23 protein-coding genes are annotated in these 25,445 nt (G+C 61.5%); 12 read left to right on the top strand and 11 right to left on the bottom strand.

Features of this window, described 5'->3' with window-relative positions; all coding sequences use genetic code 11:
- Positions 1-43: 43 nt before the first annotated feature.
- A complete protein-coding gene (locus tag AB9L16_RS10245; protein WP_056784917.1) occupies positions 44-457 on the top strand; it encodes a PaaI family thioesterase in 414 nt (137 codons plus the stop codon).
- A gap of 76 nt (positions 458-533) precedes the next feature.
- Here AB9L16_RS10245 and AB9L16_RS10240 read toward each other — a convergent pair whose 3' ends face one another.
- Together AB9L16_RS10240 and AB9L16_RS10235 are read right to left on the bottom strand one after the other, a co-directional pair.
- Positions 534-2,105, bottom strand: a complete 1,572-nt coding sequence (locus AB9L16_RS10240) for a GMC family oxidoreductase (protein WP_252887736.1) — start codon at positions 2,103-2,105, stop codon at positions 534-536.
- Between the two features lie 26 nt (positions 2,106-2,131).
- Positions 2,132-2,905, bottom strand: a complete 774-nt coding sequence (locus tag AB9L16_RS10235; RefSeq protein WP_076563308.1) for an alpha/beta fold hydrolase — start codon at positions 2,903-2,905, stop codon at positions 2,132-2,134.
- 88 nt (positions 2,906-2,993) lie between these two features.
- Between AB9L16_RS10235 and AB9L16_RS10230 the strand changes: the two genes are divergently transcribed.
- Positions 2,994-4,433 carry an HD domain-containing phosphohydrolase gene (locus AB9L16_RS10230; RefSeq protein WP_375123484.1) on the top strand — a complete coding sequence of 480 codons (1,440 nt, stop codon included), beginning with the start codon at positions 2,994-2,996 and terminating at the stop codon, positions 4,431-4,433.
- Between the two features lie 14 nt (positions 4,434-4,447).
- Here the strand turns inward: AB9L16_RS10230 and AB9L16_RS10225 are convergent, their stop codons facing one another.
- Positions 4,448-5,347 (bottom strand): LysR family transcriptional regulator, encoded by a 900-nt coding sequence (locus AB9L16_RS10225; RefSeq protein WP_076563309.1) that lies wholly within the window; start codon positions 5,345-5,347, stop codon positions 4,448-4,450.
- A gap of 208 nt (positions 5,348-5,555) precedes the next feature.
- On the opposite strand from AB9L16_RS10225, the gene AB9L16_RS10220 reads away from it, so the two are divergent.
- The gene (locus AB9L16_RS10220; protein ID WP_375123483.1) at positions 5,556-6,332 is read left to right on the top strand and encodes an SDR family oxidoreductase; all 777 of its coding nucleotides are present in this window, start codon (positions 5,556-5,558) and stop codon (positions 6,330-6,332) included.
- 48 nt (positions 6,333-6,380) lie between these two features.
- Here AB9L16_RS10220 and AB9L16_RS10215 read toward each other — a convergent pair whose 3' ends face one another.
- A complete protein-coding gene (locus tag AB9L16_RS10215; RefSeq protein WP_375123482.1) occupies positions 6,381-7,274 on the bottom strand; it encodes a LysR family transcriptional regulator in 894 nt (297 codons plus the stop codon).
- Between the two features lie 95 nt (positions 7,275-7,369).
- Between AB9L16_RS10215 and AB9L16_RS10210 the strand changes: the two genes are divergently transcribed.
- On the top strand, positions 7,370-8,536 hold the full coding sequence (locus tag AB9L16_RS10210; protein WP_041480537.1) for an MFS transporter: 1,167 nt from the start codon (positions 7,370-7,372) through the stop codon (positions 8,534-8,536).
- 12 nt (positions 8,537-8,548) lie between these two features.
- On the opposite strand, the gene AB9L16_RS10205 is transcribed toward AB9L16_RS10210, so the two are convergent.
- The gene (locus AB9L16_RS10205; RefSeq protein WP_016774329.1) at positions 8,549-9,724 is read right to left on the bottom strand and encodes a DNA-binding transcriptional regulator; all 1,176 of its coding nucleotides are present in this window, start codon (positions 9,722-9,724) and stop codon (positions 8,549-8,551) included.
- A 283-nt stretch (positions 9,725-10,007) separates the two neighbouring features.
- Here AB9L16_RS10205 and xylA point away from each other — a divergent pair, with 283 nt between their 5' ends.
- The 4 genes from xylA (at position 10,008) to AB9L16_RS10185 (ending at position 15,325) form a co-directional block, all read left to right on the top strand.
- A complete protein-coding gene (gene xylA / locus AB9L16_RS10200) occupies positions 10,008-11,324 on the top strand; it encodes a xylose isomerase (protein ID WP_110599155.1) in 1,317 nt (438 codons plus the stop codon).
- A 148-nt stretch (positions 11,325-11,472) separates the two neighbouring features.
- Positions 11,473-12,474 (top strand): D-xylose ABC transporter substrate-binding protein, encoded by a 1,002-nt coding sequence (gene xylF, locus AB9L16_RS10195; RefSeq protein WP_016774327.1) that lies wholly within the window; start codon positions 11,473-11,475, stop codon positions 12,472-12,474.
- Between the two features lie 157 nt (positions 12,475-12,631).
- Positions 12,632-14,188, top strand: a complete 1,557-nt coding sequence (xylG, locus tag AB9L16_RS10190; protein WP_110599153.1) for a D-xylose ABC transporter ATP-binding protein — start codon at positions 12,632-12,634, stop codon at positions 14,186-14,188.
- Positions 14,189-15,325 carry a sugar ABC transporter permease gene (locus AB9L16_RS10185; RefSeq protein ID WP_076563313.1) on the top strand — a complete coding sequence of 379 codons (1,137 nt, stop codon included), beginning with the start codon at positions 14,189-14,191 and terminating at the stop codon, positions 15,323-15,325.
- Positions 15,326-15,493: 168 nt separating this feature from the next.
- Here the strand turns inward: AB9L16_RS10185 and AB9L16_RS10180 are convergent, their stop codons facing one another.
- Both AB9L16_RS10180 and AB9L16_RS10175 read right to left on the bottom strand, forming a co-directional pair.
- The gene (locus AB9L16_RS10180) at positions 15,494-16,576 is read right to left on the bottom strand and encodes an alkene reductase (protein ID WP_150635635.1); all 1,083 of its coding nucleotides are present in this window, start codon (positions 16,574-16,576) and stop codon (positions 15,494-15,496) included.
- A gap of 28 nt (positions 16,577-16,604) precedes the next feature.
- On the bottom strand, positions 16,605-17,345 hold the full coding sequence (locus tag AB9L16_RS10175; RefSeq protein ID WP_056784894.1) for an SDR family oxidoreductase: 741 nt from the start codon (positions 17,343-17,345) through the stop codon (positions 16,605-16,607).
- Positions 17,346-17,464: 119 nt separating this feature from the next.
- On the opposite strand from AB9L16_RS10175, the gene AB9L16_RS10170 reads away from it, so the two are divergent.
- Entirely contained in the window at positions 17,465-18,409 is a 945-nt protein-coding gene (locus tag AB9L16_RS10170) for a LysR family transcriptional regulator (protein ID WP_375123481.1), read from the top strand.
- Positions 18,410-18,747: 338 nt separating this feature from the next.
- On the opposite strand, the gene dctA is transcribed toward AB9L16_RS10170, so the two are convergent.
- Together dctA and AB9L16_RS10160 are read right to left on the bottom strand one after the other, a co-directional pair.
- Positions 18,748-20,055, bottom strand: coding sequence for a C4-dicarboxylate transporter DctA (gene dctA / locus AB9L16_RS10165; RefSeq protein ID WP_375123480.1), 1,308 nt, complete (start codon positions 20,053-20,055; stop codon positions 18,748-18,750).
- 102 nt (positions 20,056-20,157) lie between these two features.
- A complete protein-coding gene (locus AB9L16_RS10160; protein WP_256808774.1) occupies positions 20,158-21,327 on the bottom strand; it encodes a mandelate racemase/muconate lactonizing enzyme family protein in 1,170 nt (389 codons plus the stop codon).
- A 98-nt stretch (positions 21,328-21,425) separates the two neighbouring features.
- Here AB9L16_RS10160 and AB9L16_RS10155 point away from each other — a divergent pair, with 98 nt between their 5' ends.
- A complete protein-coding gene (locus AB9L16_RS10155; protein ID WP_323621023.1) occupies positions 21,426-22,301 on the top strand; it encodes a LysR family transcriptional regulator in 876 nt (291 codons plus the stop codon).
- Between the two features lie 182 nt (positions 22,302-22,483).
- Here AB9L16_RS10155 and AB9L16_RS10150 read toward each other — a convergent pair whose 3' ends face one another.
- Entirely contained in the window at positions 22,484-23,452 is a 969-nt protein-coding gene (locus AB9L16_RS10150) for an oxidoreductase (protein ID WP_375123479.1), read from the bottom strand.
- Positions 23,453-23,540: 88 nt separating this feature from the next.
- On the opposite strand from AB9L16_RS10150, the gene AB9L16_RS10145 reads away from it, so the two are divergent.
- Positions 23,541-24,461, top strand: a complete 921-nt coding sequence (locus tag AB9L16_RS10145) for an AraC family transcriptional regulator (protein WP_375123478.1) — start codon at positions 23,541-23,543, stop codon at positions 24,459-24,461.
- A 51-nt stretch (positions 24,462-24,512) separates the two neighbouring features.
- Positions 24,513-24,965, top strand: a complete 453-nt coding sequence (locus AB9L16_RS10140) for a thiol-disulfide oxidoreductase DCC family protein (RefSeq protein WP_310220457.1) — start codon at positions 24,513-24,515, stop codon at positions 24,963-24,965.
- On the opposite strand, the gene AB9L16_RS10135 is transcribed toward AB9L16_RS10140, so the two are convergent.
- A complete protein-coding gene (locus AB9L16_RS10135) occupies positions 24,948-25,445 on the bottom strand; it encodes a DUF2269 domain-containing protein (protein ID WP_252877912.1) in 498 nt (165 codons plus the stop codon). The genes AB9L16_RS10140 and AB9L16_RS10135 overlap by 18 nt on opposite strands.

The following is a 25,445-nucleotide window of genomic DNA, read 5'->3' as shown; positions in this document are numbered from 1 at the left end:
TCGCCCAATCATGCAGGTCAGCCACCTGCATCAGGATGGGATCATGAACACCACAGCCATTCCCGAAGGTTTTACTCCGTTCACCCGCAGCAGTCCGTTGCTGGATCTGCTCGGCCCGATCTACGCCAGGGGTCAGGGGCTGCACTTGGAACTGGGTTTACTGACCGACTCCCGCCACGCCAATGGCCGTGGCACTTTGCATGGCGGTGTATTGGCGACACTGGCGGACGTGGGCATGGGTTACGCCATGGCCTTTTCCAGCGATCCGCCGCAGCCGTTGATCACCGCGAGCATGACCCTGGATTATCTCGGCGCGGTGCAAATCAACGAGTGGCTCGAAGTGCGTCTTGAGCACTCCAGAAAGGGCCGCCAATTGGCGTTTGCTGGCGTCAGTCTGCACGTCGGTGAGCGAACGGTTGCGCGCGCCAGTGCCGTGTTCGCCGTGCCGATGAATTGAATCGACTGACTCGACTCATCGTCCCACCCTGGACGGCAGGCCGGGATTTGCCGCCCCGCCCGCACGGCCATTACCTTCAAGGCATGGTGTTCGCCATCGTCACCCCATACGCAGCCAGAAGCATATCCGCCGCCCGCTCACCAATAACGACACACGGCGCCATCGTGTTGCCAACGGTAATGCGCGGCATGATCGAGGCATCTGCAACGCGCAGCCCGTCGATCCCGTACACGCGTAATTGGTGGTCAACCACCGACAGCGCATCGCGGCCCATTTTTGCCGTGCACGACAGGTGCCAGTAGGTCACGGCCGAATTGCGGATGAACTGTTCCATAGCGCGACGCTCTCTGGGACCGGGCACGACTTCGCGCTTGATCAGCGCATTGAAGGCCTGGCTGTTGCCGAGTGCGCGGCACAGTTCGATCGACGCATGGGCTGCGGCCATGTCCTCGGGCTCGCTCAGGGAGTTCGGCTCAATGATCGGTGCATCCAGCGGCCCAGCACCCGACAACCGCAAGCGTCCGCGACTGGCAGGTCTGGCAAGCCCGGCGAACATGGTCCAGCCATGCTCCGGCGGCTCGATGGCGACCTCAGGCGGAGACGGTACCGCGAATGCCAACTGGCACTGCAACAGGTCCGGGGCTTCCAGGCGGCTGTCGCTTTTCCAGTACAAGGTGGTTTCGCATCCGCTGCCAGCGACGGCCTGGGGTTGTCGATACTCCCACGTGCAAGCGAACGCCAGATGATCCTGCAAATTCTCGCCCACACCGGGTAGATGAACGACCGGTGCGATGCCGTGTTTTCGCAGTTCATCCGCCGGGCCGATGCCCGACTGCATGAGCACTTTCGGTGATTGCACCGCGCCCATGGACAGGATGACTTCAGCTGCGGCATGAAAGCAGCGCCGCTCGCCGGCGATCAACACTTCGACACCGACGGCCCGGGTGCCGACCAGCAACACGCGGGTCACTAAGGCTCCGGTCAGCACCGTCAGATTTGGACATTGCAAGCGTGGCTGGATGTAAGCGTCGTAAACCGATTCGCGCTTGCCCTGTTTGATGCGCAGGTCGGTGACAGCGATCCCACCTGCGCCTTCCATCATCTCGCCATTGGGACTGTCGAATCGGGGGATGCCCAGATCGCTGGCCGCCTCCAGCGTTGCCCACGCAAGGGGTTGAGGCGTGGCCGGCTGTTCGACATGTACCGGCCCACCTGAACCACGCCGAGTGGCGTCCGGGCTGCCTTGCCAGTTTTCGATCCTGCGGTAGTAATCGAGAACCGATGCGTAGCCCCAGGCCGGGTCGCCAGACTCGGCAGCAAAATGCTCCCAATCGGCGCGATGGCCGCGCGACCAGACCATCACGTTGATGCTCGAACCTCCACCGAGCCCCTTGCCCATGCTCAGCGGGAGCCGTCGACCGTTGAGGCGTGGATCGGATTGCCCCTCGAATGCCCAGTCGCGCGCGGAGCCGAGGTTCAGCGGCCATTGCGCCGGTTCGGTCACCTCGGGGCCTGAGTAACCTTCGCCGGCTTCAATCAGCAGAACCCGTGCGCCTGACTGATCGGCAAGCCGCGCAGCGACCACGCAGCCCGACGTGCCGGCACCACAGACAATGAAATCGTAGTCGTGAGCGCTTCGAGGGTTCATACGCCCACTCTCCTTCGATGCCGCGATCACTGCTCAGCAACGCCGTGCACGGCCTTGAGAATCACCGCCGCGACTTGCGCCGGCTGCGACTGCTGCGGGACATGGCTGGACTTCACCTCGGCGAGGGTCGCACTGATGCGCTTGGCGGCAGACCGCTGGACGTCGGGATGAATCATCCGGTCTTCGGTAGCGAGCAGGTACCAGGACGGCTTGGTTTTCCAGGCCGAAGCGGTGGTTTTATCTTCGAAAGCCGAGGCCTTGATCGGCCCCTGTGTGGCGGTCATGACGGCGGTCTGCGCGGCCGGCAGATCCTGAGCGAAATCCTTGGCCATGCCTTCAGCGGTGAGATAGAGGAAGCCGTTACCGTCGGCCTTGATCTGACTGATGCCCGGCGGCGTCGGCGCGCCTTTACCCTGCTCGCCGCTGGTTTGCCCGGCGTCTGGCGCGAAGGCGGCGACATACACCAGCGCGCTGACTTTCTGGTCGTTACCGGCTTCGGTGATCACCGTGCCGCCCCAGGAGTGACCGACCAGCACCACCTTGCCCTGCTGGTTGTTCAGCGCGCGGCGCGTGGCGGCAACGTCATCGGCCAGCGAGGTGAGCGGATTTTGCACAACGGTAACGGCCACGCCTTTGGCTTGCAGCAGTGGCACCACTTTGGCCCAGTCGGAACCGTCGGCGAAGGCGCCGTGTACGATCACCACCGAAGGCGTTGTATCCTGCGCGTGGCTGGCGCCAGCCATGAACGTACTGGCCAGGGCAAAGGCGACGGTGGCGAATTTCGATTTGATTGTTTTCATTGGATGAGCTCCTGTTCGGGAGTTCAGAGTGTGCTGGCCGGCCTGCGATGTGGGCATCGGTCAATTATCCGACCCCGGGGCATTTTTCATGGATAGTGGCTTGCAACTGGACATCTCACTGGACGGCGCACTGGCAACCATCGCCCAGGTCGGCGACCTCAGCATGGGGCAACCGCTCGGTCACTCCCGGCGCGTTGCCGCTTTGGCGCGGATGCTCGCGCAGGCATGCCACGGCGCCGGTGAGCATCTGCAGGTTGCAGAGCAGATTGCCTTGCTGCGCTGGTCTGGGTGCACGGCCAACGCCGAAGGCTTTGCCGATCTGCTGGGCGACGACGTCGATGGTCGCCGCGCAATGCTTGATCTGACCTTGGGCAATGAGCAGATGAACGCGGTGCATCAGGCAACCCCGCTGGCCGTGGTGCACTGTGAAGTGTCCGGTGCAATCGCCAAAACCCTCCAGCTCGGAACCGCCGTCGAAGCGGGCCTGTGTCGGGTGTTCGAAACCTACGACGGCACTGGCCGACCGCTCGGCGTGGCGCATGAACATATCCCGGAGGTGGCCTATCAGGTGGTCATGGCCGGTGATCTGGATATTCTCACTCGCGCTCACGGCCTGGACGCGGCGTTGCGCTGGATCAACGAGCAGTCGGATCGGCGCTATCCAGCGTCGCTGGTGTCGTTGCTGGTGGCTAATGCCAAGGCCTGGCTGGCGGATCTCGAAACGCTTTCCACCAAAGTTGAACCCGCGCCTGAGCAGCGTCGTGTCTCGCTGACTTTGGTCGGAGACGTCATTGACTTGAAGCTGCCATGGCTGGCCGGGCATTCGCGTCAGGTCGCGCATGTTGCCGTGGAAGCGGCACGCCTGTGGGGGCTGGGTGAGCCGGCTTTGGCAAACATTGGCAAGTCTGCACTCATTTACGGTCTCGGCCGCGCAGCCGTTTCCAATCACCTATGGAATAGCCCAGGGCCGCTGCCCTATGGGGCGGCGGAGCGAATTCGCCTGGTGCCTTACTGGACACAACAGGCGCTCCGACCGGTTCCTGAACTGGCCGCGCCCGCCGAGATAGCCACCCACGCGTATGAACGGCTCGATGGCAGCGGCTATTTTCGCGGCGTGGCCGGTGATGCACTGAATGCCGAACATCGGCTGTTCGCCACCTCGGTCGCCTGGGTAGCGTTGAGGCAAGCCCGGCCATGGCGAACAACCCACGACGAAGCCGCAGCAGCCACGCTACTCAAACAGGATGCTGGCCGTGGTCTGTTCGACAACGATGTCTGCGAAGCGGTCATTGCCGCCGCCAGTGGCGAGCGCCGCCTGCGGCAACCCAAACCTTCGCTGCTGACAGCCCGTGAGTGCCGCATTCTTCTGGAGATCAGCCGTGGCGCCAGCAACAAACAAGTCGCGCAACTGTTGGATATCAGTCCGAGCACGGTACGCACGCACATGGAAAGCATCTTTCGCAAATTGCAATGCTCGACCCGGGCAGCCGCCACCTTGAAGGGGCTGACGATGGGCTTGATCGCCTGAATACCGTGCCGGGGTCAAGCCTGACTGGCGCGCGCCAACTCAATGAATGCCCTGGCGGCCGCAGAGGGATTGCGGCGGTTCGGGTAGTACAGGCACAACCTGTCTCGGGGCGGGGTCCAGTCCTTGAGTACCTGCACGAACTCGCCGCTGCGGATTTCGTCACGAACGTCCTGCTCCATGAAAAAGCCCAGCCCCATATCCGCCTGCACCGCCACCTTGACCACGCTCGATTCATCCAGGGTCAGCGGCCCGTTCACATCCAGACGAATGACTTCGCCGTCGCGCTCGAAATACCAAGGGAAAATCGCCCCGTTCGGCAGTCGTACGCGGATGCATCGATGCCCGGGCAGATCGGACGGCGAGCGCGGTTTGCCGTGTTGTGCAAAATACCCCGGCGAACCGACCACCGCGTAACGTTGCGGCGGGCCGACAGGCACCACAATCACATCGTTGGGCACAAGGCCTGCCGAGCGCACGCCGAAATCGAAGCCGTCAGCCACGATATCCACCAGGCGCCCTTCGGTCACAAGGTCAATGTGGACTTTCGGATGCTGCTGCAAAAACTCGATCACCAGTGGCAGCAGCGCCGAACGCGCAGCGCTGGCGAAGGCATTGATGCGCAGCGTTCCCGAGGGTCCGGCATTCTGCGATCGCACTGCATCCAGTGCCGCGCGCAAGTCGTGCAAGGCTGGCCCCACTTGCTCGAGAAACACCCTGCCCGCTTCGGTGATGGCGACGCTGCGGGTGGTGCGGTTGAACAGGCGCGATTCGAGGCGCGCTTCGAGTTGCGCAATGGTGTTGCTCAGCGCGGTGGTCGAAACGTCGAGATCAATGGCAGCCTGGCGGAACGACCCCCTGCGTGCCACCGCTATAACGGCATCCAGTTCATTAAGGGCTAAGCGATCCTGGGCCATGGATTGTCCTCATTTTCGGGATGGGTCATTAAGGTTTGTCCCAGTTGAACAAACTATCTGTGGCGCAGCAAGATGACTCCAGACCATCAATCAGGAGTCAGGCAATGAACCTTCAACTTTCCAACGTCGTGCAAACGTATCTCACGGTCACCGACGAGAAAAAAATCTCCGACGCAATCCATCAATTCCTCGCGCTGGAGATCTCGCCATGCTGAATTCAGGATTGACTGGCAAGCGGGTGCTCGTCACCGGCGGCACCAAGGGAATCGGCAAAGCAGTGGTCGAGTGGTTCCTGGCCGAGGACGCAAAGGTCATCACCTCGGCTCGGCAAGTGGAGGTCGAAATGCCGGGCGCACTGCTGGTTGCGGCTGATCTTTCGACACGGGAAGGTTGTGACGCACTCATCGCTGCGGTCGAACAGCAACTGGGCGGCGTCGACATAGTGATCCATGTTCTGGGTGGCTCGTCGGCCCCCGGTGGTGGTTTTGCAGCGCTGGACGAGGAGCAGTGGCAACGCGAACTCAATCTGAATTTGCTGCCAGCGGTGCGCCTAGATCGTGCCGTGCTGCCGGGCATGCTCGAGCGTCGTAATGGCGTGGTGATCCATGTCACATCCATCCAGAGTAGGCTGCCACTGCCGGAATCAACGACGGCGTACGCGGCGGCCAAGGCTGCGCTGTCGACCTACAGCAAAAGCCTGTCGAAAGAAGTGTCACCCAAGGGGGTTCGCGTCGTGCGGGTATCGCCGGGCTGGGTTGAAACCGAAGCGTCGGTGGCATTCGCCGAGCGACTCGCGCAGGAGGCAGGCACTGACTATCAAGGTGGCAAGGACATCATCATGCAGGCCCTGGGCGGTATCCCGCTCGGCCGCCCGTCGACGCCAGTTGAAGTGGCTGAGCTGATCGGGTTCCTGGCATCGCCGCGAGCAGCGTCGATCACCGGGAGTGAATTTGTGATCGACGGCGGCACCATCCCGACCATTTAGCCGCCAGTCTGCGGGTCATGGACGACCCGCAGAATCCGCACAGCACGTCTACATCCGATGCTGCTCCAGCAAAAAATCCACAAACAAGCGCACCCGCACCGGCATCGCCGCGCCGCCGACGAACACCGCATGAATCGGTTCCTCATCGCCCGGGTTGAACGCTTGCAGCAGCGGGATCAGCGCGCCGCGCTGCAAGTCTTCCCTGACGGTGAACTCGCCAATCCGCGCAATTCCGGCGCCGAGTCTGGCGAACTGAGCCAGTGCTTCGCCGCTGCTGCATTCGATGTTGCCGCTGACTTTCAGCGAGAACTCCTTGCCGTCGCGGATGAACGGCCAGTTGGCTTCGGCGCGGCGGAAGTTGAAGCGCAGGCAGTTGTGCTTGAGCAGGTCTTCGGGTTCGAGAGGTGTGCCGTGGCGTTTCAGGTAATCGGACGATGCGACCACGACCTGGCCGGTGTGGCCGAGCCGGCGTGCGGTCAACGGGCTGTCGGGCAGATGGCCGAAGCGTATGGCGACGTCCGCCTGGCCGGCGAGGATGTCAACGACTTCGTCGCCGAGGCTGAGGTCGACGACGATGTTCGGGTAACGGGCGGTGAAGGCTGCGACCAGCGGCACAATGGTCAGCCGTCCATGGCCAAGGGCGGCACTGACACGCAAGCGGCCCTTGGGTACGCCCTGATCGGTGATGGCCCCTTCCACTTCGTCCATGTCGGACAGAATCCGCCGGGCACCGCGCAGGAAGGCCTCGCCCTCGGTGGTAAACGTCAGCGCGCGGGTGGTGCGCAGCAACAGACGAGTGCCGAGTCGCTGTTCGGCGCGGGCGATGATCCGACTGACCGCCGAAGGCGTCAGCCCCAACGCGCGCGCAGCTGCTGAGAGGCTGCCCTCCTGCGCCACGGTGACGAACACGCTCATTTCCCCTGACCTGCCGTTGAAGTCCATTCGTGCCTCTTACGCAAAGGTGATTGCCAAAATCGCCATCTACCGCCGGAAAACCATGGATCGTAGCATTGGCGGCATAGATGAGGAGACTTTCCATGCGTATCAATCCACCACTTGTTGCACTCGCTGTCGGCGCCTTTGGCATCGGCGTCACCGAGTTCGCGCCGATGGGCATGTTGCCCGGCATTGCCGCCGATCTCGGCGTTTCCATTCCCGCTGCGGGGTTGCTGGTCAGTGCCTACGCTTTGGGCGTGCTGCTCGGCGCGCCGCTGATGACCCTGACCACTGGCAAGATCCCCCGGCGCTATCTGCTGATCGGGCTGATGGCGATTTTCACCCTGGGTAACCTGATGTCGGCGCTGGCCACCGATTACTCCAGCCTGATGGTCGCCCGAGTGATCACCTCGCTCAATCACGGCGCATTCTTCGGAGTGGGCTCTGTGGTCGCCGCCAGCGTGGTCGCGCCGGAAAAACGCGCCGGCGCTGTCGCAGCGATGTTCATGGGCCTGACCCTGGCGACCATTGGCGGTGTGCCGCTGGCAGCGTGGTTTGGTGAGCTGTTTGGCTGGCGCACGGCGTTCTGGGGCATTACCGGCCTCGGTGTGCTGACCATGATCGCCTTGTGGTTCGCCCTGCCCAACCTGAAAGCAGAGCAAGGCGCGGGGGCGCTGGCGGAAATACGTGTATTGGGCCGCGGTCCGGTGTTGGCCGCGCTGGCCCTGACCGTGGTCGGCTCAAGTGCGATGTTCACCGTATTCACCTACATCGCGCCGATCCTCAGCAGCGAGACCCATGCCTCCGCCGCGTTCATCACCGCCATGCTGGTATTGTTCGGAATCGGTTTGACGCTGGGCAACATGTGGGGTGGCAAGGCTGCCGACCGTTCGATTGACCGCACCCTGATCGTGTCGCTGAGCGCATTGATTGTGGTGTTGCTGGCGTTCACTGTGCTGATGCGCTGGCCGCTGCCGGCCGCCGTCGCCATTCTGATCTGGGGTATCGCCAGTTTCGCCCTGGTGCCACCGCTGCAAATGCGCGTGATGGAAGCGGCCAAGGATGCGCCCAACCTGGCTTCGGCGGTGAACATCGGTGCCTTCAATTTCGGCAACGCGATCGGCGCGGCGCTGGGTGGCGCGGTGATCAATGCCGGGCTGGGTTATCCGGCGATTTCCCTGGCCGGCGCGGCGATGGCTGGTCTGGGCCTGCTGATGGTGCTGACATTCGCCTGGCGCTCCAGAGCCAGTGCCGCTGCGCTGGCGTAAGTCTTCGCAGCGCTACGCCCCGCCCTGCTGATACTCACGCGGCGTGCAGCCGAACTCGCGACGGAACACCGTGTGCAGGTACTGCGCCGATTTGAAGCCGCAGGCCTGGGCAATGTCGGCAATCGCAGCATCGGTGTTCTTCAAACCGCTGGTAGCCGCCGCCAGTTTGAAACGCAGAATCTCGTCATGCACGCTGCAACCGCGCTCGGCGCGGAAATGCGCTTCCAGCGATGAGCGCGACACGCCGACATACGCCGCCACTTGCGCGGTCTTGATGCCCTGACAGGCATATTGGCGGATGAACAGCAGCGCTTGCATGACGTAGGGATTGCCCAGTGGTTGGTGCAGGCTCGACACCTGCACATTGACCGCGTCCGGCGGAATCAGAATCTGCGTGCCGGTGGACGGCATGCCGTGGAGCATCTGGTGCAGCAATTGCGCAGCGGTGCGGCCCATGGTTTCGGTGCCTTGGATCACCGAACTCAGGGGCACGCGGGTCAGGCTGCGGGTCAGCGGGTCGTTGTCGATGCCGATCAGCGCGACCTGCTCGGGCACGGCAATGCCGGCGGTCAGGCAGGCTTGCAGCAACTGCCGGGCGCGCGCGTCGCTGACGGCGATGATGCCGATCGGTTTCGGCAGGCTGTGCAGCCAGGCGATCAGTTGCTCGACGGCACTGTCCCACAGCGGCGCGCTGGTGCCCATGCCGCGATAGATCTCGGCGTGCAGGCCGTCGCGCTGCATCAGTTTGCGAAAGGCTTTCTCCCGCTCCTGCGCCCAGCGATTGGCCTGCGCTTCCGGCAGGCTGAAACAGGCAAAGCGCTGCAACCCCGCCTCGACCAGATGCGAATAAGCCAGAGTGATCAGTGCGTTGTTGTCAGTGGCTACGTAGGGAATCGCTTTTGGATAAGCGCGTGCATCCTCGTAGGAACCGCCGACCGCCACCACCGGCAAATGAATGTCGGCCAGCGCCTCGCCAATCAGCGGATCGTCGAAGTCGGCAATGATGCCGTCACCCTGCCAACGCTCGATGCCCTTCAAGCGGCAAAGAAAGTCCTCTTCCAGAAACAGGTCCCAGGAAGCGCGGGTGCTGCTCAGGTAGTTGCCGATGCCGCTGATGATTCCACGGTCGTAGATCTTGCTGCCGTTGAACAACAGGGCGATGCGGTGCACGGGCGGTAGGCTTTTCATTCAGTATCCGGATTTTGCGTAAAGCCATTCGCGAGCAAGCTCGCTCCCACACGGTTTTGTGAACGACACGAATCAAATGTGGGAGCGAGCCTGCTCGCGAAAGCGGCCTCAAATTGTTTTTGTTCCGGGCGCCATGTCACGGCGACGATGGACACAGACTAGGCCTGCGAGCGCTGAAGCTCAATACGCAAAATCGCACTCACGGTTGAGGCTTTTCATAATCAGCGGGCACGGGGGCGTTGCTAGTATCGAGACACCGCCAAGAACAACAAGGACAAGGTCCATGCAGTATTTCCCCAATATCGAGCCGGTTCGCTACGAAGGCCCGAACAGTGATTCGCCCCTCGCTTTCCGCCACTACGACGCCGACAAACTGATCCTCGGCAAACCCATGCGCGAACACCTGCGCATGGCCGCCTGCTACTGGCACACCTTTGTCTGGCCGGGCTCCGATGTGTTCGGTGCCGGCACCTTCAAACGCCCCTGGCAACGCAGTGGCGAACCGATGGAACTGGCCATCGGCAAGGCTCAAGCCGCATTCGAGTTCTTCAGCAAACTGGGCATCGATTACTACTGCTTTCACGACACGGACGTCGCCCCCGAAGGCAACTCGCTGAAGGAGTACCGCGAACACTTCGCGCAAATGGTCGACCGCCTCGAACAGCATCAGGAACAAAGCGGCATCAAGTTGCTCTGGGGCACCGCCAACTGCTTCAGCAATCCTCGTTTTGCCGCCGGCGCTGCGAGCAATCCCGATCCGGAAGTGTTCGCCTGCGCCGCCGCGCAAGTGTTCAGCGCGATGAACGCAACCCATCGCCTCAAGGGCTCCAACTACGTGCTGTGGGGCGGTCGCGAAGGCTACGAAACCCTGCTCAATACCGACCTGAAACGTGAGCGCGAACAACTCGGGCGCTTCATGCGCATGGTGGTCGAGCACAAGCACAAGATCGGTTTCACCGGCGACCTGCTGATCGAACCCAAGCCGCAGGAGCCGACCAAGCACCAGTACGATTACGACAGCGCTACGGTATTCGGCTTTCTCCAGCAGTACGGCCTGGAGAAGGAAATCAAGGTCAACATCGAGGCTAACCACGCGACCTTGGCCGGCCACAGCTTTCATCACGAAATCGCCACCGCCGCCTCGCTGGGGATTTTCGGCAGCATCGACGCCAACCGTGGCGATCCGCAGAACGGCTGGGACACCGACCAGTTCCCCAACAGCGTCGAAGAAATGACCCTGGCGACCTATGAAATCCTCAAGGCCGGCGGCTTCAAGAATGGCGGCTTCAATTTCGACTCCAAGGTGCGCCGGCAGAGCCTCGACGAGATCGACCTTTTCCACGGTCACGTTGGCGCCATGGACGTTCTGGCCTTGTCGCTGGAACGTGCCGCCGCGATGGTCGAGAACGATCAACTGCAAGTGCTCAAGGATCAACGCTACGCCGGCTGGCGTCAGCCGTTCGGGCAAGCGGTGATGGCGGGCGACTTCAATCTCGAGTCGCTGGCCGAGCACGCGTTCACCAACGAGCTGAACCCGCAAGCCGTCAGCGGCCGTCAGGAAATGCTCGAAAACATCGTCAACCGCTATCTCTATCGCTGATCGCCGAGACCCTCTGCCGACGCAACGACGCTGTGACAATTGCACGACAATTCTGTACCTGCTGCGTCGGCAGATTCTCTACAGTTCTACCCAGCCCGATTCATCGTCAGGCCGTGTCTTTCCAACAAAAATAAAAGGACGCACCACCATGAAGAACTTGAAACGTACGCTGTTGGCCAGTGCCCTGGCGTTGTTGGCCCTGCCGGTAATGGCTGACGCTACCCACCCGAAAATCGGCTTTTCCATTGATGACCTGCGTCTGGAACGCTGGTCGCGCGATCGCGATTATTTCGTCGCGGCGGCGGAAAAAATGGACGCCAAAGTCTTCGTGCAATCGGCGGACGCCAACGAGCAGAAGCAGATTTCGCAGATCGAAAACCTTATCTCTCGCGGCGTCGATGTGATTGTCATCGTGCCGTTCAACGCGACAGTGCTGACCAACGCCGTGGCCGAGGCGAAGAAAGCCGGGATCAAAGTGGTGTCTTACGACCGGCTGATTCTCAACGCCGATGTCGACGCCTATATCTCCTTCGATAACGAAAAGGTCGGCGAGATGCAGGCCGGCGGCGTGCTGAAAGCGGCGCCCAAGGGCAATTACTTCTTGCTGGGTGGCGCGCCCACCGACAACAACGCCAAGATCCTCCGTGAAGGCCAGATGAAGGTGCTGCAACCCGCCATCGACAAGGGCGATATCAAGATCGTCGGCCAGCAGTGGGTCAAGGAATGGAACCCGACCGAAGCGCTGAGCATCGTCGAAAATGCCCTGACCCGTAACAACAACAAAATCGACGGCATCGTCGCCTCCAACGACGCCACCGCTGGCGGCGCCATCCAGGCACTGGCCGCGCAGCAGCTGGCCGGCAAGGTGCCGATTTCCGGCCAGGACGCTGACCTCGCAGCGGTCAAACGCGTAATCGCCGGCACGCAAACCATGACCGTGTACAAACCGCTGAAACTCATTGCGTCCGAAGCGGCGAAGCTCTCGGTGCAACTGGCACGCAACGAAAAACCGGCCTACACCTCGCAGTACGACAACGGCAGCAAAAAGGTCGACACCATCCTGCTCACGCCAACGCCGTTGACCAAGGACAACATCGACTTGCTCGAACAGGACGGCTTCTACACCAAGGCGCAGATTGCCGGGCAGTGATCCGGTCGTAAATCTTGATCAGACCTGTGGGAGCGAGCCTGCTCGCGAAAGCGGAGTGTCAGTCAGTCAAGCTCTGGCTGAAAAGGCCCCTTCGCGAGCAGGCTCGCTCCCACACAGGTTCAGTGGTGTTTGAGTCCCTGGTATACGAGCCTTTTCCATGTCCGACTATCTGCTGCAAATGAACGGCATCGTCAAAACCTTCGGCGGTGTCAAAGCGCTCAACGGCATCGACATCAAGGTCCGGCCCGGTGAATGCGTGGGCCTGTGCGGCGAGAATGGTGCCGGCAAGTCGACGCTGATGAAGATCCTCTCGGCGGTCTATCCCCATGGCACCTGGGACGGTGAAATCCTCTGGGACGGGCAACCGCTCAGGGCGCAATCGATCAGCGAAACCGAAGCCGCCGGCATCGTCATCATCCATCAGGAACTGACCCTGGTTCCCGACCTGTCGGTGGCGGAAAACATCTTCATGGGCCATGAGCTGACGCTGCCCGGCGGGCGCATGAACTACCCGGCGATGATCCACCGTGCCGAAGCGTTGATGCGTGAATTGAAAGTGCCGGACATGAACGTGTCGCTGCCGGTTTCGCAGTATGGCGGCGGCTATCAGCAACTGGTGGAAATCGCCAAGGCCTTGAACAAACAGGCGCGTCTGCTGATTCTCGACGAACCCTCCTCGGCCCTGAGCCGTTCGGAAATCGAAGTGCTGCTGGACATCATCCGCGACCTCAAAGCCAAGGGCGTCGCCTGCGTCTACATCTCGCACAAACTCGATGAAGTCGCCGCCGTGTGCGACACCATTTCGGTGATCCGCGACGGCAAACACATCGCCACCACCGCCATGGCCGACATGGACATTCCACAGATCATCACGCAGATGGTCGGGCGCGAAATGAGCAACCTTTATCCCAGCGAGCCGCACGAGATTGGCGAGGTGATTTTCGAAGCGCGCCACATCACTTGCTACGACGTCGACAACCCCAAGCGCAAACGGGTCGACGACATTTCCTTCAGCCTCAAGCGCGGCGAGATTCTCGGCATTGCCGGGCTGGTCGGGGCCGGCCGCACCGAACTGGTCACCGCACTGTTCGGCGCCTACCCCGGACGCCACGAGGGCGAAGTCTGGCTGGACGGCCGACCGATCGACACGCGCACGCCGCTGAAAGCGATCCGCGCCGGCCTGTGCCTGGTGCCCGAAGATCGCAAGCGCCAGGGCATCATTCCGGATCTCGGTGTCGGTCAGAACATCACCCTCGCCGTGCTCGAGAGCTATTCGAAAATGACCCGCATCGATGCCGAAGCCGAACTGGGCTGCATCGACCGGGAAATCTCCCGTCTGCATCTGAAGACCGCAAGTCCATCCCTGCCGATCACCAGCCTGTCGGGCGGTAACCAGCAGAAAGCCGTGCTGGCGAAAATGCTGCTGGCCAAACCGCGCGTACTGATTCTCGACGAGCCGACCCGAGGCGTGGACGTCGGCGCCAAGTACGAGATCTACAAATTGATGGGCGCGCTGGCCGCCGAAGGCGTGTCGATCATCATGGTTTCATCGGAACTGGCCGAAGTGCTCGGCGTCTCCGACCGCGTGCTGGTGATCGGCGAAGGCCAGTTGCGCGGCGATTTCGTCAACCATGAGCTGACCCAGGAACAGGTACTCGCCGCCGCCCTCAGTCAGCCGGGCAGCCATAACAATAATGATCGGAAAACCGCGTAAATGAATCAGGTCAAACAACTGTTCACCCGCTACAAGATGCTCGCGCTGGTATTTGCCGTGGTGCTGATCTGGCTGTTCTTCAGCTGGCAGACCGAGGGCGGCTTCCTCACCCCGCGCAACCTGTCCAACCTGCTGCGGCAGATGTCGATTACCGGAATCCTCGCCTGCGGCATGGTGCTGGTGATCATCAGCGGCGAGATCGATTTGTCGGTGGGTTCATTACTCGGTCTGCTCGGCGGCCTCGCGGCGATACTCGACGTGGTCTATCACATTCCGCTGCTGGCGAATCTCAGTCTGGTTGCCCTGTGCGGTCTGGTCATCGGGCTTGCCAACGGCTACATGGCGGCGTACTTGCGCATCCCCTCATTCATTGTCGGCCTGGGCGGCATGTTGGCGTTTCGCGGGATTTTGCTGGGGATCACCGGCGGCACCACCATCGCCCCGGTTTCGCCGGAGCTGGTCTACGTCGGCCAAGGATATCTGCCTCACGCGATCGGCACCGGCCTGGGTGTGCTGCTGTTTGTGCTGACGGTTTTTCTGACCTGGAAACAACGACGCAACCGCGCCCTGCATGGCCTGGCGGCGCATTCGCTGGTGCGTGATGTTGTGCGCGTGCTGGTGATCGGCGCGGTGCTGGCCGGTTTCGTCCAGACCCTCAACAGCTATGACGGCATTCCCGTGCCGGTGCTGCTGTTGCTGATTCTGCTCGGCGTGTTCAGTTACGTCACCAGCCAGACTGTGTTCGGCCGCCGGGTCTATTCGGTCGGCAGCAACATGGAAGCGACGCGCCTGTCGGGCATCAATGTGCAAGCGGTCAAGCTGTGGATCTTCGGCATCATGGGCGTGATGTGCGCCCTCGCCGGCGTGGTCAACACCGCACGCCTCGCCGCCGGCTCACCGTCCGCCGGCAGCATGGGCGAACTCGACGCCATCGCCGCCTGCTTCATCGGCGGCACCTCCATGCGCGGCGGCTCCGGCACCGTCTACGGCGCCCTCCTCGGCGCACTGGTGATCACCAGCCTGGATAACGGCATGTCCATGCTCGACGTCGACAGTTACTGGCAGATGATCGTCAAGGGCAGCATTCTGGTGCTGGCGGTCTGGGTGGATGTGAGCACGCGCACGGCGCGGCGTTGAAACGTTGCAGGTGAGTTGGTAAAACGCAAATGAGGCCTGATCACAGGCCTCACTTTTTCCTATCAACGGCGTGAACCGTCTCTTGCGACTGGCTTAAGCGTGCTTTTCCGGGTTCTGGCCAGCCCGTCAGGGCATCCACTGCCACGGCGGCTGGCACCGACGCTACATTCAAACGCCATCCACCGCCGGATAATCCCCATACCCTTCCCAACCCTGGCTGAACCAAGTGCTCATTTCGCTTTCCGCCAATGGCAACTGCCGAGCGAATCTCAGCGGCAGATCCGGATTGGCTATAAACGGCCGTCCAAACGCAATCGCATCGGCGAGCCCGGCATCCAGTTGCGCTTGTGCCCTGGCGAAACCGTAGTCCGAATTGAGGATCAGCACGCCTTTGAACACGTCGCGAATCATCCCGGCCAGTGGCGGGCGTTCGGACTTGCCGAAGGTGCCGTCCAGCGGTGGTTCGCGGACTTCCAGATGAGCGATGCCAATCGCTGACAGCACTTCGGCGGCGCGGATGAACAGCGCTTCGGGATCGCTGTCGCGGATGCCCTGCTCGTAGCTGCTTGGAGTCAAGCGCACGCCAGTGCGGTCGGCGCCGATGACTTCGGCCACCGCCTCGGTCACTTCCTTGAGCAAGCGGATACGGTTGTTGATCGAGCCGCCGTACGCATCGGTGCGAAAATTGTCGCTGTCGCGCAGGAACTGGTCGAGCAGATAGCCGTTGGCGGCGTGGATCTGCACGCCATCGAAACCCGCCTCGATTGCGTTGCGAGTGGCCTGACGAAAGTCTTCCAGCAGTGCGGGAATTTCTTCCAGCGGCAACGCACGCGCCGGTGTATACGGCTGCTTGCCGGCGTACGTATGCGCCTGTCCCGGCGCGGTGGTGACCGATGCGGAAACCGGCTGGCCGCCGCCAAGGAAACTCGGGTGCACGACCCGGCCCATGTGCCAGAGCTGCGCGATGATCCGGCCGCCAGCGCCATGCACGGCATCGGTGACCTTGCGCCAGCCGGCGACCTGTTCGGCCGACCAAATGCCTGTCGCATACGGCCAGCCCAGACCTTGCTGGCTGATGCCGATCGCTTCGGAAATGATCAGGCCGGCACTGGCGCGCTGGCGGTAATACTCGACCATCATCTCGGTCGGGACGTGCTCGCGAGTGCCGCGCGCGCGGGTCATCGGTGCCATCAGGATGCGGTTGGGCAAATCGAGCGCGCCGAGGCGCACGGAATCAAATAACGATGTCATGTTCAGGCTCTCAAAAAGGTGGGCAGGATCAAACCAGGCGTGCGCCGCCGTCGATGTTGAGCACGGCGCCGTTCATGAAGGTGTTGCTCATCAGGAAAACCACTGCCGCGCCCGCTTCTGCAGCTGTGCCGAGGCGATGCAGGGGCAGCACCTGCTCAAGAGAAGCGACAAATGCATCCCGCCCCTCGCCCAGTGCCTTGCCCAGAATCGGGGTGTTGATCGGGCCGGGCGAAAGCGTGTTGACTCGCACCGGTGCCAACTCAAGGGCCAGACCGCGAGCCAGTGCTTCCATGGCTGCCGAGGCGGCGGCGAGTACGGCGGTGCCGTAGGCATTCGGGCGATCAGCGAGAGAACCGGAGATAAACGTGATCGAGCCGTCTTTTGCCAGCCTGTCGCCAAGGACCCGAATCGCATTGATCGATGCCCAGATGCGTTCGTCGAACGCGCGGTGCAGATAATCGAGATCAGCCGCGCGCACGGTGCCAGCGACAAACGTGCCGGCGAGCAGAACGAGGTGATCGACCTGAAGGATATCGGCCAGTGCAGTATCGAGAGCCTGGCTATCGGTCACGTCGGCCGCGCGCCAGCCATCGAGCCCGTGCTCGCTGGCGGCCTGCTCGGCACGTGCAGCGTTCGAGCCGATGACGATGACCTTGGCGCCAGCGGCTTTCGCTTGCACCGCAGCGGCCAGGCCGATGCCGGAGGTGCCGCCGAAAATGACCACGGTTTTGTCGGTGAGTGTGGAAGGCAGGGTTTGGCTGATGTTCATGCTGAGTCTCCGTCTGGAACACCTGAATGGCGTTCGATGGGCAAAGACTACGTTTTGGAAGCCACATTGATAATTGGGCCATAAGTCGCTTTACTAGTGCCATGAAGGCACAAATTGGATTGGATCGTTTAACCGGGCTCATCGCCTTTGCACGAGCGGCTTCGCTGGGCAGCTACACGGCTGCCGCTCGGGCACTGTCGGTGTCGCCGTCGGCCATCAGCAAAAGCGTGCAACGGCTCGAAGAGCATTTCGGCCTGATGCTGTTTACTCGCACCACGCGCTCGCTGGTACTCACCCCGGAGGGCCGTGATCTATACGAACGGGCGCTGCGGATTCTGCGCGAAGTCGAAGACATCGATCAGGCCGCCGTTGCTTCACGCGCTGAGCCATCGGGCGTATTGAAGGTCACCGCGCCGTTGCCGATTGGACTGAATATCCTCGCGCCGGACCTGCCGAGATTTCGCGAGCAATATCCAAAGGTGACGATCGATCTACGACTCGGCGATCAGTATGCCGACCTCATCGAACAAGGCATCGACGTCGCGGTTCGGGTTGGCAATCTTGCGGATTCGCGACTGATTTCTCGCCCGCTGGGCCCGCATCGAATCGGTGCGTTCGCATCACCGGACTATCTGCAGCGCAAGGGTACTCCGCTTACGGCCGAGGATCTCGCCGAGCATGAGTGCGTGAATTTCCGCTATCAAAGCACCGGGCAGAGTTTGCGCTGGCCGTATCTAGCCGGTGACAGACAGTTGGAACTGGCACCCGACGCGGCCTTCACCGTTGATGCCAGCGATGCGGTCGCGGCGGTGCTGGCTGCCGGCGGCGGCATCGGTATTTCGCCGCACTACGTAGCGGCGGCGTATGTTCGTCGGGGCGAACTGGTCCCGGTGCTGCCACAGTTCACCGTCGAACGCTTCGCCATTACCGCGTTGTGGCCGGAGAGCCGTCGCGGTAGCCCGAATGTCAAAGCGTTCACGGCGTTTTTGCTTGAGTTGTTCCCTGCAACGCCGCCTTGGGATGAGGTCATCCAGACGTACGTAGAGGGTTCAGGTCCGGCCTGACGGTTCATAGCGAACGTTTTGCAATCCACTGCTTGTACTGTCCGGTGCGAAAGAACATCGCCAACTGTTGTGACAGCAATCGCGCAACCTACTGTGGAAACGGGCTTGCTCGCGAAAGCGCTCTGCCGGTCGCCATCCGTGTTGACCGTTCTGGCCCCTTCGCGAGCAAGCTCGCTCCCACAGGTTTTTTGGCATGGCTGGGGATTGGTGGCGTGCCAGCACCGACTGGTTTTCGTCAGTGCGCCAATTCTCATCGTCCCGCCCCCAGTCCATAACCTTTGAACTGACTTGAAACCTGTACGCGTCGGCAGGCCAATCAAGCGCTCACGTTGCCCGAATCACTTATGCACAAGCAGCGACTTGCGCGCTGCCTTGTCCTGCTTCATGGCGGCGATTTCCCGCTCGCACGCTTCGACATCGAACGACTTGTCCCATTTGGCGATGGCGATGGTGCCGATGCCGTTACCGATCAGGTTGGTCACGGCTCGCGCCTCGTTGAGGAAGCGGTCGATGCCCAACAGCAACACCAGGCCCACCAGAGGTATGGAGTGAATGGTGGTGAGCGTGGCCGCCAGGGTCACGAACCCTGCTCCCGCCACGCCGGCCGAGCCCTTGGAGGTCAGCAGGAACACGCCGAGCAGAATCATCTGATCCATGAAGGTCAGCGGCGTGTTGGTCGCCTGGGCGATGAAGATCGCTGCCATGGTCAGGTAGATGCAGGTGCCGTCCGCGTTGAAGGTGTAGCCCGTCGGCAGGACCATGCCGACCACGGACTTCTTGCAGCCGAGCTTTTCCAGTTTGACCATCATTCGCGGCAGCACCGCTTCGGTCGAACAGGTGCCCAGGGTGATCAGGATTTCATCTTTGAAATACCGCAGAAACTGCATCAGCGGCATGCCCGACCATCGCGCCACCGCGCCCAATACAACGACGATGAAAATCAGCGTGGTGATGTACAGCGCGACCAGCAACTGCCCCAGCGAAAGCAGAGTGCCGATGCCGTATTTGCCGATGGTGAATGCCATGCCAGCCCCCGCGCCCAGCGGCGCCAGACGCATGACCATCGCGACGATTTTGAACAGACCTTGCAGGAACAGGTCGATGGTGTTGATCAGCGGTTTGCTGGTTTCGCCCATTTGCACCAAGGCGACGCCCATCAGCACCGATAACAGAATCACTTGCAGCATGACGCCATTGGAAAAAGCGCCGAGGAAGGTGTGCGGGATGATATTGAGGAAGAATTCGACCAGACCGCCCTGCTCGCTCGCCGCCTGGCTGTATTTGTTGACAGCGCTGCCATCGAGGGTACCGGCGTTGATGTTCATGCCGGCACCGGGCTTGACCACGTTGACTACGATCAGGCCGACCACCAGAGCGATGGTGGAAAGAATCTCGAAGTAGATCAGCGCTTTCACACCGATGCGACCGACCTCCTTGATACTGCCCATCTTGGCGATACCGACCACCACCGTGCCGAAAATGATCGGCGCCAGAAGCATCTTGATCAGCTTGATGAAACCGTCGGCAAACGGCTGCAGCTTGGCGCCGATGTCCGGCACGACGTACCCGATGGCAGCGCCAATGACGATGCCGATCAGCACTTGCACATAGAGCTGGCTGTACCAGCGTGATTTTGAAGTTTCCACGGAAGCACCTCATTTTATTGTTGTGGTGGGCATGTGGCTTTGGCGTCGAGGATGACGCCTGAAGGTGCGGCCTCGGAAATCGAGGCCGCAGATAAAACCGAATCAGCCCTCGCCCAGTTCGCGCATGACGGCATACAGCGCAGATTTGGCTTCGAAGCCGACGCCCGGGATATCCGGCAGCCCGACGTAGCCGTTTTCCACGCGGATGCCATCGGCAAAACCGCCGAATGGCTGGAACACGTCCGGGTACGATTCGTTGCCGCCCAGGTGCAGACCAGCGGCGATGTTCAGCGACATCTGGTGACCGCCATGTGGCACCACGCGGCGCGAAGACCAACCCAGCTCTTCCATCACTTTCAGGGTGCGCATGTACTCGACGAGACCGTAGGACAGCGCACAGTCGAATTGCAGGTAATCGCGGTCAGGACGCATGCCGCCGTGGCGCAACAGGTTGCGGGCGTCCTGGTGAGAGAACAGGTTTTCGCCGGTGGCCATCGGCAGTTCGTAGTGATTGGCCAGCTCGGCCTGGAGCGCATAATCCAGCGGGTCGCCGACTTCTTCGTACCAGAACAGGTTGTACTTCTTGATCGCTTCGGCGTACGCGATACCGGTCTGCAGATCGAAGCGGCCGTTGGCATCGACCGCCAGGCGCTGGCCGTCGCCCACCACTTCGAGCACCGCCTCAATGCGGCGGATATCTTCGTCCAGCGGCACCGCGCCAATCTTCATCTTGACCACGTCATAGCCACGATCCAGATAGCTCTGCATTTCGGCCTTGAGCTTGCTCTGGTCCTTGCCCGGGTAGTAATAGCCACCCGCCGCGTACACCCAGACTTTGTCATCGGCCACACCGTTGCGATAACGATCGGCAAGCAGGCGATACAGCGGCTTGCCTTCGATCTTCGCCACCGCGTCCCACACCGCCATATCGATGGTGCCGACCGCTACCGAACGCTCGCCATGCCCGCCCGGTTTTTCGTTGGTCATCAGGGTTTTCCAGATGGCGAACGGATCGAGGTTATTGTTCTCGTGATCGATCAGGGTTTGCGGGTCGGCCTCGGTGATCCGCGCCAGAAAACGATCGCGCATCAACGCGCCCTGACCGTAGCGACCGTTAGAGTTGAAACCGTAACCGATGACCGGCTTACCATCGCGAATCACGTCGGTAATGACCGCGACGACCGAGCAGGTCATCTTCGAAAAGTCGATGTAGGCATTGGCGATCGGGGAAGCGATGGAGACGGTTTTTTCACGGATATCGACGATACGCATGACGGGTTCCTCTTGTTGTGGTGGGCCAACGTTATGCGTTGCGACGACACCCGCCCAATGCTATTAATGCCGCGCCCTATGCACAGGAGGCATTGCCCTTGGAACTGGTTTGGCTTGAGGATTTTTCAGCGCTGGCCGAATACGGCAGCTTTGTCCGGGCCGCCGAAGCGCGCCATGTGACGCAGCCGGCGTTCAGTCGCCGAGTGCGCTCGCTGGAGAACTGGATGGGCGTGGAATTGTTCGTGCGCACTCCGCAGGGCGCGACGCTGACCGAGGCCGGCAGGCAGATTTTGCCCAGCGCTCAGGAAGCGGCCAGACGCCTGTACCGCATGCGCTCCGAGGCTCAGGAAGTGGCCGGCATGGCGGCGAAAACCTTGCAGTTCGCTGCCACTCACTCGCTGTCATTCACCTTCTTCCCGCGCTGGTTGCGCAGTGCCGAAAGTGGCGCGCCGATCGATGCGGTTCGCCTGCATTCCGACAGCATGGCCGTGTGCGAACAGATGCTGATTCATGGCCAGGTGCAGTTCCTGCTATGCCATCGCCACCCCGACGTTCCGCCATTACTGGCGCCTGATCAGTTCATTGGCAAGAAGGTCGGCGAGGACGTACTTGTGCCGCTGGCGAGTGCTTCAGCCCAGTTCGACACATCGCCTGAAACCCTGCCCTATCTGGCCTACACCCACGAATCCGGCCTGGGCCGAATCGTCGCCCACAGGCTACACGGCAAGGCCGATTATCTGCATTTGAAACCGCTGTTCAGCAGCCATCTGGCGGCAGTGCTGATGTCGATGGCGCTGGAAAGCAAAGGCGTCGCCTGGCTGCCGAAAAGCCTGACCGAACAGGAAATGGCCGACGGGCGTCTGGTCAGGGCACTGGATGAAAGTTGGGATATTCCGCTGGAAATACACCTGACTCGCCCGACCGCGCCGATCAGCCCTTCGGCGGAGGAATTCTGGGCGAAGCTGGGAGAGTAACTCTATCGAGCAGCCCCTCACCCCAGCCCTCTCCCGAGGGAGAGGGAGCCGATTTGGGTGCTGTTCAAGAACTGAGTTCGACCCGGTATTTCAGGTCGGCGAATTTCTACTAAACACCTCGGTCAGTCCCCTCTCCCTTCGGGAGAGGGTTAGGGTGAGGGGCTTTTGTCCTTTGACTCGATTTATGCCACCGTGAGCCCCGTCCATTGCTCCGAAACCGCCCAAAGTCGCTCAGCCAGCTCAGCATCCGCCGCCCATTGCGCAACGCCCTTGCGGCCCGCTTCAGGTTGATTGATCGGCGCAACATTGCAGTCTTCGCAATACACGCCACCCAAATCCGCAAGCAATGCACTGGTCGCACACCACAATCCCGTCGCGGCGCCCTGCTCCAGCGTTTTCAGACCGTTGTGGGCATCCAGCCGTGGCCGGCCCTGCTCATCCAGCGCATCGAATGCGGCAAGTTCCGCTGTGCTGAGGTGCCGTGCCAGATCCGTCAGAATCTGCCCCGGATGCAATGAGAACGCACGAACGCCATGACTGCGCCCGCGACGATCGAGCGCCATGGCGAACAAGGCATTGGCCGTTTTCGACTGACCATACGCGACCCATTTGTCATACGGCCGTTGCAGGAAATCAATGTCGTCAAAGTCGATCCCGGCAATCTGGTGCCCGCGCGATGACACTGACAGCACCCGCGCCTGTCCAGCTTTGACCAGCGCCGGCCAAAGGCCGCAGGTCAGGCGATAGTGGCCCAAGTGATTGGTCGCGAACTGGCTTTCATGGCCATCGGCATCGCGCAGCAACGGCGCGGCCATGACTCCGGCGCAGTTGATCAGCAAAGACACCGGCTGACCCGCGCTGACCACGCTGTGGCTGAACGCCGCCACCGATTCAGCCTGCATCAGGTCCATGGGCGTCACGCGGACACCTTCAACACCGGCCAATGCCACCTCTGCCCGCGCCGTATCTCTGGCCGGCACGAGGACTTGCGCGCCCGCCGCCGCGAGGCTTTTCACCGTCAGCAGACCCAGGCCGGAATAGCCGCCGGTGACCACTGCGAGCTGCCCGCGCAGATCGATGCCGGCCATGACTTCAGCCGCTGTGCTGGCGGCGTTGAACGGTGATTGCACAGGTTGTTGGAACGTAGCCATGAGCCTTAATCCTGAGTGAGCTATCGAAGGCCTTCATTCTTGGCTAAGCTCTCGGGACGAACCAGTCTGATAAATCCAGGTTTCTGTCGTGATCATCCAAAATCCTGCTGGCGATCCGCTTTCTGCCGTATTGGCACTCTCCGAGTTGCAAGCAGCCTGCTCGGTTCGCTTGCAAGCGGGAGGCGTCTGGGCGCTGCGATTTCACCCCATCGAACTGAAATTCAACGTGGTGCGACGAGGCGAATGCTGGTTGCGCATGCAGGGCTTGCCGGCGCAGTTGCTGCGGGCCGGCGACTGTTTTGTGGTGTCGCGCACGCCGTTCATTCTGGCCAGCGGCGCCGACGTCGAGGCGGTGAATGCCGCGGATGTTTTTGCCCATGACGGCGCCTCGGCGACCTTTGGCGTCGGCGAGGAAGTCGAGCTGCTGGGCGGCAGCGTGTCGCTATCGGGACCCGGCGCAACCGAACTGCTCGACGTGCTGCCGACCTCGCTGATCATTCGCGCCGAGGCCACAGGTGCCTCGTCGTTTGGTTGGCTGCTGGATGAACTGGAGCGCGAGTGGCCATCACACCAGGCCGGCTCGCAGGCGATGTGCAACGACTTGCTGCGACTGATCTTCATCCATGCGCTGCGCCATCACATCAACAGCGCGGATGCCGAACAATTGTCTTGGCTGGGCGGACTGCGGGAACCGGCGATTGCCGGCGTCTTGCGCGCCGTTCACGCTGCCCCGGAAAAACCTTGGCGACTGACGCAAATGGCCGAGATTGCCTGCATGTCGCGCTCCGGTTTCGCCGCGTTATTCAAAACTTGCATGGGTGTAGCGCCGGTCGAATATGCCACGCGCTGGCGGATGCGCGTGGCCGCGTTTCGCTTGCGCAATGGTCGGGACAATGTGGCCACTGTCGCCGCGTCACTGGGCTACCTGTCCGACGCGGCGTTTGGCGCTGCCTTCCGCCGCGTGCACGGCATATCGCCGGGCCAATACCGCCGCGATCCACTCCTGTAGGCCAATGATCGAGGTTATGATCGCGACAACCGCCGCCAAGGACATCCGCCGATGCCTGCCATGAAAACCCGCCCCACCCCCGCGCCATTGCTCAAGCCAGGCGAAACCGTGGTGCTGTTCGACGGCGTGTGCAAACTGTGCAACGGCTGGGCGCGCTTCCTGATTCGCCATGACCATCAGCGCCATGTGCGTCTGGCGACCGTGCAATCGCCCGAAGGCCAGGCCTTGCTGGCGTGGGCCGGCTTGCCCCTGGATGAGTTCGACACCATGGCGGTGATCCGCGACCGCAATTATTGGGAGCGATCAGATGCATTCCTTGCAGTGGTCGGGCAACTGCCGATGCGCTGGCAGCCGCTGAAACTGCTGCGGATTTTCCCGCGCCGCCTGCGTGACTGGGCTTACGATCGAATCGCGCTGAACCGCTATCGGCTGTTCGGCAAGTACGACACTTGCCTGCTGCCAACAGCGGATCATGAAAGCCGCTTTCTAAAAGCCCACGGTTAACCCGACCAGTTGCACCGGTGTCATCTTCGTCACCATCATCAGCACGATGACAAACATCCCGGCGAACCCGGCGATGCCCATCCAGAACCACCAGCGGTAAGTGCTTGCAAAGCGATCATCCAGAGGCAGGCCGCCCTCGCCCGCGCTCAGCGCCATCTTCTGCAGACGCTTTTGCAATACCAGTACAGGCAGCCACAGTGCGCCTACGCAGAAGAAAATGATCAGCGACGTCAGCAGCCACTCACTGCTCATCGAAAGCCCGGAAAGCCGCATCAGCAGATAGCCGGTGATGACCTGCACAATCCCTGCCGGCGTGGTGATCCACGTATCGAAACGCACCACCATCCTTGCGACATGGGCGATCACTTGCGGGTTGCCGCTGCGGCTGGCGGCGATCAGGTAGAGGTAGGAGCCCATGCCGAAACCGAAGAGGAAAATCGCCGCGATTACATGCAGGTACTTCAGGCAGAGATAGAGCAT

It is taken from the genome of Pseudomonas sp. LW8 (assembly GCF_041956865.1).
In the GTDB taxonomy this organism is placed as follows: Bacteria; Pseudomonadota; Gammaproteobacteria; order Pseudomonadales; family Pseudomonadaceae; genus Aquipseudomonas; species Aquipseudomonas siliginis.
This window is presented reverse-complemented; position numbering and strand designations above follow the sequence as displayed.

Excerpts from the sequence above, each read along its gene's own strand:
- AB9L16_RS10245 (WP_056784917.1), top strand. The coding sequence starts at position 44 with ATGAACACCACAGCCATTCCCGAAGGTTTTACTCCGTTCACCCGCAGC.
- AB9L16_RS10215 (WP_375123482.1), bottom strand. The coding sequence starts at position 7,274 with ATGGACTTCAACGGCAGGTCAGGGGAAATGAGCGTGTTCGTCACCGTG.
- xylF (WP_016774327.1), top strand. The coding sequence starts at position 11,473 with ATGAAGAACTTGAAACGTACGCTGTTGGCCAGTGCCCTGGCGTTGTTG.
- AB9L16_RS10240 (WP_252887736.1), bottom strand. The coding sequence starts at position 2,105 with ATGAACCCTCGAAGCGCTCACGACTACGATTTCATTGTCTGTGGTGCC.
- AB9L16_RS10175 (WP_056784894.1), bottom strand. The coding sequence starts at position 17,345 with ATGAACATCAGCCAAACCCTGCCTTCCACACTCACCGACAAAACCGTG.
- AB9L16_RS10210 (WP_041480537.1), top strand. The coding sequence starts at position 7,370 with ATGCGTATCAATCCACCACTTGTTGCACTCGCTGTCGGCGCCTTTGGC.
- AB9L16_RS10140 (WP_310220457.1), top strand. The coding sequence starts at position 24,513 with ATGCCTGCCATGAAAACCCGCCCCACCCCCGCGCCATTGCTCAAGCCA.
- AB9L16_RS10230 (WP_375123484.1), top strand. The coding sequence starts at position 2,994 with ATGGATAGTGGCTTGCAACTGGACATCTCACTGGACGGCGCACTGGCA.
- xylG (WP_110599153.1), top strand. The coding sequence starts at position 12,632 with ATGTCCGACTATCTGCTGCAAATGAACGGCATCGTCAAAACCTTCGGC.
- AB9L16_RS10150 (WP_375123479.1), bottom strand. The coding sequence starts at position 23,452 with ATGGCTACGTTCCAACAACCTGTGCAATCACCGTTCAACGCCGCCAGC.
- AB9L16_RS10135 (WP_252877912.1), bottom strand. The coding sequence starts at position 25,445 with ATGCTCTATCTCTGCCTGAAGTACCTGCATGTAATCGCGGCGATTTTC.
- AB9L16_RS10185 (WP_076563313.1), top strand. The coding sequence starts at position 14,189 with ATGAATCAGGTCAAACAACTGTTCACCCGCTACAAGATGCTCGCGCTG.
- AB9L16_RS10180 (WP_150635635.1), bottom strand. The coding sequence starts at position 16,576 with ATGACATCGTTATTTGATTCCGTGCGCCTCGGCGCGCTCGATTTGCCC.
- AB9L16_RS10160 (WP_256808774.1), bottom strand. The coding sequence starts at position 21,327 with ATGCGTATCGTCGATATCCGTGAAAAAACCGTCTCCATCGCTTCCCCG.
- AB9L16_RS10235 (WP_076563308.1), bottom strand. The coding sequence starts at position 2,905 with ATGAAAACAATCAAATCGAAATTCGCCACCGTCGCCTTTGCCCTGGCC.
- AB9L16_RS10205 (WP_016774329.1), bottom strand. The coding sequence starts at position 9,724 with ATGAAAAGCCTACCGCCCGTGCACCGCATCGCCCTGTTGTTCAACGGC.
- AB9L16_RS10225 (WP_076563309.1), bottom strand. The coding sequence starts at position 5,347 with ATGGCCCAGGATCGCTTAGCCCTTAATGAACTGGATGCCGTTATAGCG.
- xylA (WP_110599155.1), top strand. The coding sequence starts at position 10,008 with ATGCAGTATTTCCCCAATATCGAGCCGGTTCGCTACGAAGGCCCGAAC.
- AB9L16_RS10220 (WP_375123483.1), top strand. The coding sequence starts at position 5,556 with ATGCTGAATTCAGGATTGACTGGCAAGCGGGTGCTCGTCACCGGCGGC.